This is a genomic window from Bradyrhizobium sp. BRP56, from assembly GCF_020194035.1.
Lineage (GTDB): Bacteria > Pseudomonadota > Alphaproteobacteria > Rhizobiales > Xanthobacteraceae > Bradyrhizobium > Bradyrhizobium australafricanum.
In genome coordinates this window covers 1-11,327 of sequence record NZ_JADYVV010000123.1, presented here as the reverse complement: position 1 = coordinate 11,327, position 11,327 = coordinate 1, and the positions used below count along the sequence as shown (strand labels likewise).

Genomic DNA, 11,327 nt, shown 5'->3' with positions numbered 1-11,327 from the left:
AGGCAAAACCGCGCGCCAACAGAACCCGCATTCAAAGGGATCGCTCGCCTTCGCCGCATGGGTCATCGCTCGTCTTGGCGGCTGGACCGGTTACTATGACAAACCCGGCCCAAAAACCATGCGCCGGGGCCTCGACGACTTCCAGCGCATCAAATACGGCTCGACCCTGAGACTCCAAAATGTGTGAATCGGAGAGCCGCACGCGGGGCGAGGTGAAGCGGAGTCCGTCGCCGATTCCGAGTAAAGTCATCTCGTTCTAACGCCCGCGATGCTTGGCCCGCCACGCAGGTCCCGGACCGCGCATGTAATGCGCCTCGGGCCGGTAGCCGCTGATCGGCTCCTCGCCGATCCGGGCGAGGAATGCGAGCAGCCCTTCAGCGGCGCGGCGCGGCAGGGCAGCGATGAACGAAACTGTGCGCATCTCAGTAGTCCCATTTCTCGCCGAGCACGACCGGCGCCCGTGGATATCTCTCGGCGTCGCCGCCGAGCATGCCGACGTTGAGGTTGGTCCGCGCCCAATCCTCGTGGCCGCGATGCAGCAGCAGCTCATTGCGGAGCCGATGAATCTTGGCGGCGGCGATCGCGCGGTGAACAGTCCTGAAGACGAGGCCGATCCGCCTGACGGTTCGCCGCAGCATCAAGGGCATGGCGCCGGCCGAACCGTGCGGCCGGGCATCGTGGTAATGGAGCAAGGTCATGTGCCACCTTCCCGTTTGGCGGCGCGCGCGAGCGCGCCGCATCACGGCAAAAGATGCGGGGAAGGCCGTAGGAATTCGAGAGCAGCCGCGGCCCTGTCACATAGCCGCGGCATAAGCGTCCGGCCGCGGTCCGTGCATCGCGGTCATGCCGCAAATCGCGAGATTTCGGACAATTTTACCCTCGATCAGCGGCGCGAGGGGCAGGTTTACGGTCGGCGGCAAGACCGGTAACCTTGCCTCCCAATGCGACGTGGAGAGTGCCCATGCGGCCCAAGGATCAGATCAACTGGATGCTGTCGGATGCGATCGAGGCGCTCGCCCGCGCCGAACGGTTGCACCAGAGCTTCCTCAATTTGCACCCGCGCGCGGGAAGCACCGAGCCGAGCTGGGAACCGCCGACCGACGTGATCGAGACCGAGGATGAAATCCTGATCCTGGTCGCGTTGCCGGGGGTCGATCCCGACGAGGTCGAGGCCGCGCTCGACGGCGGCACGCTGGTGATCTCCGGCCGCCGCACCCTGCCCCCTGAACTCCGCAACGCCCGCATCCTGCGCCTCGAACTGCCGCAGGGCCGGTTCGAGCGCCGCATCGCGCTGCCGACCGGCCGCTACACCATCAGCCGCTTTGCCGCGCATGGTTGCGTCGGCCTGCGGCTCGGAAAGTCGAGCTAAAGGATTTCGACATGGCTGCCTCAGACGTTTCAAGCCCAGCATCGACTTCGACGCCGATCCCGAGCGACGCGCTGATCATCGTCCCGGTGCGCAACACCGTGCTGTTTCCGGATGTCATCATTCCGATCACGATCGCCCGCGCGACCTCGATTGCCGCGGCCCAGCAGGCGGTACGCGAGCAGCGGCCGATCGGCATCCTGCTGCAGCGTGATGCCGAAACCAACGATCCCGGCCCCGACGGGCTTTACCGCGTCGGCACAACAGCCAATATCGTGCGCTACATCACCGGCGCCGACGACACTCATCACTTGGTCTGCCAGGGCGTGCAGCGTATGCGCGTGCTCGACTATCTGCCGGGCACGCCGTTCCTCGCGGCCCGCGTGCTGCAAATCCCGGAGCCGACCACCACCTCGCCCGAGATCGAGGCGCGCTTCCTCAATCTGCAGCGCCAGGCGCTGGAGGCCGCGCAATTGCTGCCGCAAGTGCCGCAGGAGCTGATCGCCGCGCTGCAGGGCACCACCTCGCCGGCAACCCTTGCCGACCTTGCGACGTCCTACATGGACATCAAGCCGTCGGAGAAGCAGGACATCCTGGAAACCATCGATCTCGTGGCGCGGATGGACAAGGTGTCGCGTCACCTCGCCGAGCGCATCGAGGTGCTGCGGCTGAGCCAGGAGATCGGGCAGAAGACCAAGGCCGTGTTCGACGAGCGGCAGCGCGAGGCGATCCTGCGCGAGCAGATGGCGACGATCCAGCGCCAGCTCGGCGAAGGCGACGGCAAGGCTGCGGAAGTCACCGAGCTGACCAAGGCGATCGTGGAGGCCAAGATGCCGCCGGAGGCCGAAAGCCAGGCGCAGAAGGAACTGCGCCGCTACGAGCGGATGCCGGAGGCCGCGGCCGAATCCGGCATGGTGCGCAGCTATCTCGACTGGCTGATCGATCTGCCCTGGAGCATTCCGGAGGAGAAGCCGATCGACATCGCGGAGGCGCGCAAGATCCTCGACCAAGACCATTATGGCCTCGAGAAGATCAAGAGCCGCATCATCGAATATCTCGCGGTGCGCAAGCTCGCGCCCGGCGGCAAGGCGCCGATCCTGTGCTTCCTCGGGCCGCCCGGCGTCGGCAAGACGTCACTCGGCCAATCGATCGCGCGCGCGATGGCGCGGCCGTTCGTCCGCGTCTCGCTCGGCGGCGTGCATGACGAGGCCGAGATCCGCGGCCATCGCCGCACCTACATCGGGGCGCTGCCCGGCAACATCATCCAGGCGATCAAGAAGGCCGGCGCGCGCAATTGCGTGATGATGCTGGACGAGATCGACAAGATGGGCCGCGGCATCCAGGGCGATCCGTCGGCCGCGATGCTCGAAGTGCTCGACCCCGAGCAGAACAGCACCTTCCGCGACAATTATCTCGGCGTGCCGTTCGACCTCTCGCGCGTCGTGTTCATCGCCACCGCCAACATGCTCGATGGCGTCCCCGGCCCGCTGCTCGACCGCATGGAGCTGATCAGCCTTGCCGGCTACACCGAGGACGAGAAGCTCGAGATCGCCAAGCGCTATCTGGTCCGCCGCCAGCTCGAGGCCAACGGGATCAAGGCCGAGCAGGTCGAGATCGATGCGGATGCGCTGCGGCTGATCATCCGCAGTTACACCCGCGAGGCCGGCGTGCGCAACCTGGAGCGCGAGATCGGCAAGGTGCTGCGCAACGTCGCGGTGCAGATCGCCGAAGGCAGCACCAGCCACGTCACCATCGCGCCTAAGGACATCGTCTCGCTGCTCGGCCAGCCGAGGTTCGAGAACGAGATCGCGATGCGCACCAGCATCCCGGGCGTTGCCACCGGCCTGGCCTGGACCCCGGTCGGCGGCGACATCCTGTTCATCGAGGCGTCGCGCACGCCGGGCCGCGGTGCACTGATCCTCACCGGCCAGCTCGGCGAGGTGATGCGCGAGAGCGTGCAGGCCGCGCTGACCCTGGTGAAGAGCCGGGTGTCCCAGCTCGGCATCGACCCCGGCGTGTTCGAGAAGAGCGACATCCACGTCCACGTTCCCGCTGGTGCTACGCCGAAGGACGGTCCGAGCGCGGGCGTTGCGATGTTCACCGCCCTCACCTCGCTGTTGACCGACCGCACGGTGCGCAGCGACACCGCGATGACCGGCGAGATCTCGCTGCGCGGCCTCGTGCTGCCGGTCGGCGGCATCAAGGAGAAGGTGGTCGCGGCCGCAGCCGCCGGCCTGACCCGGGTGATGCTGCCGGCGCGCAACAAACGCGACTTCGACGACATCCCCGCCGGCGCCCGCGCCAAGCTGGAGTTCATCTGGCTCGAACGGGTCGACGAAGCGATCGCAGCAGCGCTGGAGGCCGCCAAGACGACGCCCGCCGCCGCGGAGTGATCGCGTCTCAAACGCAACAAGAGGGCGTGACAGTGATCGCTGTCACGCCCTCTTGCGTTACAGATAGCGGAGCGGTGGCGCTCAGCTCTTGCCCATGCATTCTTCGATGTAGAACCAGCGGTCGTCGCCGGTCAGGCCCTTCGACTTCACCTCGGCGCGGCAAGCCTTCAGCTTTGGCTTGTTGGCCTTCCACCTCGCCTTCATGTCCTTCAGCTTCTGCATGGTGAGCTTGACCTTCGACGGCTTGGCCTCGGTGGTCTGGGCTGACGCGGTGTGCAGCGAGCCGGCGAGAAGCAGGGCGGCCACAAGACAGCTTGCGGTACGAAACATGACTGAAATGTCCCTTGATTATCTGTTGAATTGAACGGCGTAGAGCTTCTTGTTTGACGCGTCTTCTTCACGCGAACCGGCATCCACTTCGCTCGAAAACGCCTCAGGCCGCGCGCGAGATACCAGATGGTCCGCGCGCGGCCTGAACTGCGATCAGAGGATTTTGACCGCGCTGAGCAGCGTCATGTAGACGCCCCACGCCAGCGGAATGCCGACGAACAGCCAGAACAGCGCCGCCTTGGCATCGAGCCCGCCGAACCCGATCCCGTAGGAACCGTGCGGTCCGGCCGCCGCGGCGCTGGCGCTCGCATCCTGCAGCTTGGCGACCTCGGCGTCGCTCATATGCCATTTCGAATCGACCGGCTTGATCAGGTAGTTGCAGATCAGGCCCGCGATCAGCATGGCGCACAGGATGTACATCGTGGTGTTGTAGAGCTGGTCGCGCGGCACGCCGGCGGCAAGCTGGAACTCGCGGATGTAGTTCACCACGACAGGACCGATGATGCCGGCGGTCGACCATGCCGTCAGCAGACGTCCGTGGATGGCGCCGACGAACTGGGTGCCGAACATGTCGGCGAGATAGGCCGGCACGGTGGCGAAGCCGCCGCCATACATCGACAGGATGATGCCGAAGCCGAGCACGAACAACAGCTTCGATCCCATCGCGGCGAAGGTCGGCGCCAGCGCGTAGAGCGCGATGCCAAGGATGAAGAACGTGTAGTAGGTGTTCTTGCGGCCGATCTTGTCCGACAGCGACGCCCAGAAGAAGCGGCCGCCGATGTTGAACAGCGACAGCAATCCGGCAAAGCCGGCCGCGATCGCCGCGATCTGCGCCTTCTGTCCGGCATCGAGCTGGTTGAAGCCGACATTGGGCAGGCCGATCAGCTTGCCCGCGAAGATCTCCTGCAGCATCGGCGAGGCCATGCCGATCACGCCGATACCCGCCGACACGTTCAGGCAGAGCACCCACCAGATCAGCCAGAATTGCGGCGTCTTGTGCGCGTTGTCGAGATGGACGTGCTTGCTCGAGATCATCGCGTTGGCCTTCGTCGGCGGCGTCCAGCCCTCGGGCTGCCAGCCGGCCGGCGGAATGCGATAGCGGAACGCGCCGATCATCATGAACACGAAGTAGATCGCGCCCATGGCGAGGAAGGTCTCCCAGACGCCGACCGAGGTCGGGGTCTTGAAGTAGTTCATCAGCCTGTCGGCAAGCGGGGCGCCGATCATCGCGCCGCCGCCGAAGCCCATGATCGCCATGCCGGTCGCCATGCCGCGCCGGTCGGGGAACCATTTCACCAGCGTCGACACCGGCGAGATGTAGCCGAGGCCGAGGCCGACGCCGCCGATCACGCCGGAGCCGAGCCACATCAGCCAGAGCTGGTGCGTGTAGACGCCGAGCGCGCCGATCACGAGACCGCCGGCCCAGCACAGCGCCGCGACGAAGCCGGCCTTGCGCGGACCGACCTTCTCGAGCCAGCCGCCCCAGATCGCGGCGGAGACGCCGAGCAGCACGAAGAACAGCGTGTACATCCACCCGAGGCTCGCGACCTTCCAGTCGCAGGTGGTGGTGAACAGCTCCTGCACCAGCGAGATGTCGGGGCACGCCTTCGGCGCAGTCAGGCCGATCGCGCGCGACAGCGGCAGCCAGAACACCGAGAAGCCGTAAGCCATGCCGATGCACAGATGGATGCAGAGCGCGGCCGGCGGCACCAGCCAGCGGTTGAAGCCGGCGGTCGCGATTGTATGTTCCTTGTCGAGGAAACCTGCGCCTGTCGCGGATACGCGTCCGGCGCTGCTCACTGTGGTCATTGACACCTCCCCTGCAGCCGCCATTACGACAGGCGCATCTGCGTCTTCGATCCCGTCTCAGCCCATTGCGGCCAGCGTCAGCCGGCTGCGCCGCACATTTCCTCAATGCGCCGGGACCAACCACGCACATTCCGGAAATGCTAACCCCCAATACGACCGGATATGCCCGGCCGTGCAGCCCGTGATCTGGGCACGGGCCCAGTCGTTGTCCGTCGATGCGCCCACACTCGAGCACAACGCCATCACCACAACCCGGCGGACATTATCAATTCGCGCAGAATGGAAAATAGGTGTCGATAGGCAAAAGGTAGATATCAAGCTGCATCTAGCGCGTACGCGGCAACGCAGCATTCGAATTGCCTATCGCTCCATTGATCTTCTCGATCAAGAAAACGATCCGGGCGTCGCTTCGTTCGGTGATCTCGACCTTGTCACCGGTCTCCTGGATCAGGGCCGGGATATCGATCACCGAAAGCGGATCGGTGCAGTGCACCTCGAGGAAATCTCCCGCCGTCACGCTCCGGAGGGCCTTGCGCGTCTTCAGCGCCGGCAGCGGGCATTTCAGGCCGGTGAGATCGAGCTTCGTCGTTGTCATGGTTCGACCATGGCGAAGCCGTCCTGCATCGTCAACGCCGCCTCCTCGTCCACGTCAGCCTTCGGCCGGAGCCGACGCGAGCACGTCGTCGACGGGGATCGCGGCGCGCAGCATCAATTCGGCAACGTCCTCGATGTCGTCGAGATGCGCGACCGGCAGCGTGGTTGCAACGGCGACATCGCTGGCAATCCCGACCACGCGCGGGTCGTCGGGAAACAGCAGCGGCTTGCCGTTGGCGGCGCGGTACACCTCGATCTTGTTGATCGGCTCGCGCTTGAAGCCTTCGACCACGACCAGATCGACTTGCGCCATCTTGGCGAGCAGCTCCGGCAGCCGCGGCTCATCGGCGCCGCGCAGCTCGTGCATCAGCGCCCAGCGCCGCGTCGAGGACACCAGCACCTCGGTTGCACCGGACTGCCGGTGCACCCAGGAGTCCTTGCCGGGCACGTCGACATCGAATTCATGGTGGGCGTGCTTGATCACGGAAACGCGCAGGCCGCGGCCCAGCAGGCAGGGGATCACCCGCGACAGCAGGGTGGTCTTGCCGGCACCGCTCCAGCCCGCGAGGCCAATCACTTTCATACGCGTCTCCGAAGACATGCCAATCGTTAGGGTATCCACGCCCGCGGTTCCGCCCGACATGGATGGCCGGGACCAGCCGTGACGGCGGAAGGCCGCGACTTGCGCCCAACGCTGCTTATATCAGCCTTGGAGCAATGTCATGCCAGGCTCGCCGGCGGATGAGGATGGGCTGGCTCGCTAGAGGACTGCCCTCGGAAACTCCTGCAGCAGCTGCGCCCACAGCACCGCGAACGCGATCAGGCCACAGACCCCAAGCGCCGCGGTGAATCTCGGCAATCGGCCGATGGCGACGAGCAGCCAGGCCGGCAGGAAGAACAGGCCGAACACCATGCCGAGCGGAAACACCGCCAGCCACTGGAAGCCGGTGCCGTCGCCAGGCGGCACATGGGCGATGACGTAGAAGGTGTAGAGCCAGAACAAGGTGCCGGCCGCCGCGACGAGCGCGGCAATCTTGCGAAAATTGACGGTGTCGAATGCCATGATCGATTGGTCGCCGCAATCGGCGAACCCGTTCACGGGCCGCCGCGCAAGTCGGGCTCGGCTCGCTATCCCGCAGGGTCAGTCGGTTCGTTGACTGACCGGCCGCCCCGGCTTGGCCAGCCTTGCCGATCGGCTCTCTCTCGGGGGCTGGTCACGCATCCGCAGCCTCTTCCGCGGCCGCTGCGTATCGACTGCCAGCACTTCTTCCAGCGTTGTATTTCTAAAACGAAGCCTTCTTAACATCGCTCCGCTCCTCGAGCGGGTGGGAGCCCCATCGGTCGCTCAACCACCGACATCCACAACAGGGCCCATGTCGGTGACAAGAGATAACCAGCGACGGGACGGTTTGCTCCAATGCATGTTGCAGCCCCCGCTCACGTCACGCGCGATCCCGCTATCCAGCGGATTTACCTCGAAATTTCCGATACGCAGGGCGATCGGAACACGATAATGTGCAGCATGGAGGACTATGTATGCCTCGCTCGCCTTCGATTGTGCCGCATTCAATCGATCATGACACCTATCTGGTGCTGAACGATTTTGGCCGACTGGGCCGTGCCTGGAGCGAAACCGACGAAGAAGGCACTGACCGGAAAACGCTGATCCGGCGCCTGCTGGATGACCAGTACAGCCGTCCGGTCCGCATCGTGGCCTTCAATACCAACGAAGGATGGTCGCGCGACGTCACGACCGACATTGCCGACGAGCTTCGGCGCCGTTTCGTCGAATACGAAGAGGTCCCGCGCTCCGTGCTGGAGTTCGTGGAGACGGCAATGCGGCACTGAGCTGGATCCGCAGCGCGCGGGCCTTCTCACAACGCGATCGTTCGGCCCCGGCAAGCATCCGCCAAACGGCAATTTTCCGAGCAATCTCAACGCGATCCGGCTGCCTCGCGGCGCCGCTCCGCCATAAGGCAATATTAAGAGCATTTGCCTTACCTGTTCTCCCGTTCAACGGGAGACCGGTCCAGTGCGTAATCGTGGTGACGTTCGAGACGCCGTAAGCCTGACAAACCGGGTTCTGGTCACGGCGATCTTTCTGGCATCGGGCGCGGCATCGCTGATCCTGCAGGTTCTCTGGTTCAAGCAACTGCAATTCGTGCTGGGAAGCGCGACCGTCTCCGTCAGCGTCACGGTGGCAAGCTTCTTCTTCGGTCTCTCGCTGGGCAGCGCCCTGGGAGGCCGGATCGCCGACACCGTCAGCCGCCCCCTGAAAATTTACGGGTTGCTCGAACTCGCCCTCGCCCTCGTTTCTCTCGCGGTCACCGCGTTTCTGTCGCATTGGCCGACATGGGTGGGCTGGCTGTCACCGATGCTGGATCTGGAGTCGCCATTCCGGCTGCCTCTCATGGTCGCCGTGTCGCTCGCCATCCTGTCGCTACCGACGATGTTGATGGGCGCGACCCTGCCCTTCCTGGTGAGATTCCTGACCCACACACAAACCGACCTCGCCAATCGCATCGGTCTGCTCTACGGGTTCAATACCCTCGGCGCCGCCCTCGGCACCCTGGTTGTCGGCTTTGTGCTGATGGGCCTTTGGGGCATCGCGGGATCGAGCCTGGTTGCGGCAACGCTGTACATCTGCGTCGGCGTTGTGGCCCTGCTCGTTGCGCGCGACGCAACTCCGCTCTTGCCGGTTGCGGCACGGGCGCCGGTGCAAACCGCCGCGACCGCGCGTGACAGGACGTCGATCCTGATCTGGATTTTCGCGTGCTCCGGTTTTGTATCGATCGCCTATGAGGTCGTCTGGTTCCGATTCCTGACCAATGTCAGCACCTCGAGCGTCTACGCCTTCTCGGGCATGCTCGGCGTTTACCTGCTGGGGCTCGTGATCGGTGCCCTGATCTGCGCCAGGCTACTCGCCCCCCGCAAGGATCAATTGCTGCGATACTTCGCCGTGACGCAGCTGCTGATCGCGGTTGCGGCCACGCTGACCGTCGGAATACTCGGCAAGGCGCGGACCATGGGAGTGGCACTGTCTCCCATCGTATCGGGCCTGCTTCCAGTCCCGGTGCAGGAGCTGTTGGGAGGTGACGTTTCATTCTTCCTGGTCTGCGCTGTCGCCCTGTTGCTGCCGACGACGCTGATCGGCATCAGCTTTCCCCTGGCTAGCGAACTGACCGTGATGCAGATGAGCGCGCTGGGCCGCAGGATCGGCACGCTCTACGCCTTGAACACGATTGGCGGCGTCGTGGGCTCGCTGGCGGCGGGGTTTCTGCTGATCCCGTATCTGGGCAGCCAGGGCGCACTCACCGCGCTGATTGTCGTGAACGTCCTGCTGTTCGTCGCGACCACCGTGTCGCAGCCGGATCTTCTGAGAGAAAGGAGCCTGTGGCGGCAGGGGACGATCGCCGCGAGCGTCATCGCCGTAGCGCTGCTGCTCTTCACCCCGCACTATCTGGAGCGGGTCCTGACCGCGATCGAAGGCGCCAATGTGCTCGAGTTGCGGGAAACCCGGCAAGCGACGTTTGCGGTGGTCGAGTATCGCGAGAAGGCGGCGGGCACCTATCAGCAGTTGGTGGTGAATTCGAAGAGCTATGCCAACAACCGTCCCGAGGGCAGACGCTACATGGCCGCGATGGGGCACTATCCCATTCTGCTGCACCGGGGCCCGGTTGAAACGGCTGTCGTCATTTGCATCGGGACCGGAACCACGGTGGGAGCGGTGAGCACCCATGAGGAATTGCAATCCATCGACGCGGTCGATCTGGCATCGACGGTGTTCGAATTCGCGCCCCACTTCGTGCCGATCAACAAGCAATTCTATCAAAATCCCAAGGTCCATCAGATCGTCGCGGACGGGCGCCACTTCCTGCTGGGGACCAAGGAAACATTTGACGTCATCACGCTCGAGCCGCCACCGCCCCATGATGCCGGCGTCATCAACCTCTACACGGAGGAATTCTATGCGCTGGCAAAGCAGAAGATGCGTCCCGGCGGCGTTCTCGCGCAATGGGTGCCGCTGGATTTCAACCGCGGCATTCTTCCGAAGATGATACTCAAGGCCATGATGGGCCAGTTCAAGCATGTCTCGCTGTGGCTGCCGTCCAGAATGGAAGGCGTGGCGATCGCCTCCGATAAACCGTTGAACATCGATCCGCGCGAGCTCGCCATGCGCATGTCGAAGCCCGCGGTGGCTGAAGACCTGACGGCAAACGGCCTCGGCTCGCCCGAGGATTTCCTGGCGACATTCATCGCCGCCGATGAAAAACTCGCGGCCTTTGTCGGGGATGTGCCGACCCTCACGGATGATCGGCCGCGTCTCGAATATTACAACTGGTATCCGCTGGGTTCGGTCAGCGTGGACGAACTGAAGCGCCTCCGCGAGCCGGTGGAAGCCTACCTTGCCGACCGTTCCATCGACGAGGCCCGTCTCAACACCGCGCGCACGGTGGCCAACGCGATCCTGGACGAGCACAAGGCCACGGCCGACGGCGACAGGTCCGCCGCCCGGGCAGCGCTTCGCCTGGCCGTCAAACTGGACCCGGACAATTCCTATGTCGACTTCCTGGACCGCAAGCTGAGCGAGTGATCAGGGTGCCTCCGGCACACCGCATCAGGAAGTCCCTGAATGTCGCGAGAATGCGGATGTTCTGACTCACAGCTAGCGCAACAAACTCATTGTCGTCCCTGCGAAAGCACTAGGTGTCTGGTCCCGGAGTGTGGGGGAATCAGCCAAACTGGTCCTTCATTCCGGGAGGACCTATGGGCCAGATACTCCATGGCAGCGCCACGACCACGCACGCGATCCGAGCGGCAATACAGCGATCGAA

11 protein-coding genes and 1 pseudogene are annotated in these 11,327 nt (G+C 64.4%); 5 read left to right on the top strand and 7 right to left on the bottom strand.

Annotated features, from left to right (window positions below):
• Positions 1–187: pseudogene (locus tag I6F38_RS42320) on the top strand (transposase); the annotation flags it as partial.
• Positions 188–256: 69 nt separating this feature from the next.
• Here I6F38_RS42320 and I6F38_RS42315 read toward each other — a convergent pair.
• Together I6F38_RS42315 and I6F38_RS42310 are read right to left on the bottom strand one after the other, a co-directional pair.
• Positions 257–421, bottom strand: a complete 165-nt coding sequence (locus tag I6F38_RS42315) for a hypothetical protein (protein ID WP_225164561.1) — start codon at positions 419–421, stop codon at positions 257–259.
• A 1-nt stretch (position 422) separates the two neighbouring features.
• Entirely contained in the window at positions 423–698 is a 276-nt protein-coding gene (locus tag I6F38_RS42310) for a hypothetical protein (RefSeq protein ID WP_225164560.1), read from the bottom strand.
• Between the two features lie 263 nt (positions 699–961).
• Between I6F38_RS42310 and I6F38_RS42305 the strand changes: the two genes are divergently transcribed.
• Together I6F38_RS42305 and lon are read left to right on the top strand one after the other, a co-directional pair.
• Positions 962–1,369: an Hsp20/alpha crystallin family protein gene (locus tag I6F38_RS42305; RefSeq protein WP_028332710.1), complete on the top strand. Its 408-nt coding sequence runs from the start codon at positions 962–964 to the stop codon at positions 1,367–1,369.
• Positions 1,370–1,380: 11 nt separating this feature from the next.
• Positions 1,381–3,759, top strand: coding sequence for an endopeptidase La (gene lon / locus I6F38_RS42300; protein ID WP_225164559.1), 2,379 nt, complete (start codon positions 1,381–1,383; stop codon positions 3,757–3,759).
• Positions 3,760–3,840: 81 nt separating this feature from the next.
• On the opposite strand, the gene I6F38_RS42295 is transcribed toward lon, so the two are convergent.
• From I6F38_RS42295 to I6F38_RS42275, 5 genes are all read right to left on the bottom strand, one after another.
• A complete protein-coding gene (locus I6F38_RS42295; protein WP_225164558.1) occupies positions 3,841–4,089 on the bottom strand; it encodes a hypothetical protein in 249 nt (82 codons plus the stop codon).
• 153 nt (positions 4,090–4,242) lie between these two features.
• On the bottom strand, positions 4,243–5,898 hold the full coding sequence (locus I6F38_RS42290) for an OFA family MFS transporter (RefSeq protein ID WP_092085775.1): 1,656 nt from the start codon (positions 5,896–5,898) through the stop codon (positions 4,243–4,245).
• A 325-nt stretch (positions 5,899–6,223) separates the two neighbouring features.
• Positions 6,224–6,493 (bottom strand): sulfurtransferase TusA family protein, encoded by a 270-nt coding sequence (locus I6F38_RS42285; RefSeq protein ID WP_057014863.1) that lies wholly within the window; start codon positions 6,491–6,493, stop codon positions 6,224–6,226.
• A 54-nt stretch (positions 6,494–6,547) separates the two neighbouring features.
• Complete coding sequence (gene mobB, locus I6F38_RS42280; RefSeq protein WP_225164557.1) at positions 6,548–7,093, bottom strand: molybdopterin-guanine dinucleotide biosynthesis protein B; 546 nt, start codon at positions 7,091–7,093, stop codon at positions 6,548–6,550.
• Between the two features lie 159 nt (positions 7,094–7,252).
• Positions 7,253–7,555: a hypothetical protein gene (locus tag I6F38_RS42275; RefSeq protein ID WP_225164556.1), complete on the bottom strand. Its 303-nt coding sequence runs from the start codon at positions 7,553–7,555 to the stop codon at positions 7,253–7,255.
• A gap of 473 nt (positions 7,556–8,028) precedes the next feature.
• On the opposite strand from I6F38_RS42275, the gene I6F38_RS42270 reads away from it, so the two are divergent.
• Both I6F38_RS42270 and I6F38_RS42265 read left to right on the top strand, forming a co-directional pair.
• The gene (locus I6F38_RS42270) at positions 8,029–8,340 is read left to right on the top strand and encodes a hypothetical protein (RefSeq protein WP_016847487.1); all 312 of its coding nucleotides are present in this window, start codon (positions 8,029–8,031) and stop codon (positions 8,338–8,340) included.
• Between the two features lie 184 nt (positions 8,341–8,524).
• Positions 8,525–11,086: a fused MFS/spermidine synthase gene (locus tag I6F38_RS42265; RefSeq protein ID WP_225164555.1), complete on the top strand. Its 2,562-nt coding sequence runs from the start codon at positions 8,525–8,527 to the stop codon at positions 11,084–11,086.
• Positions 11,087–11,327 lie beyond the last annotated feature (241 nt).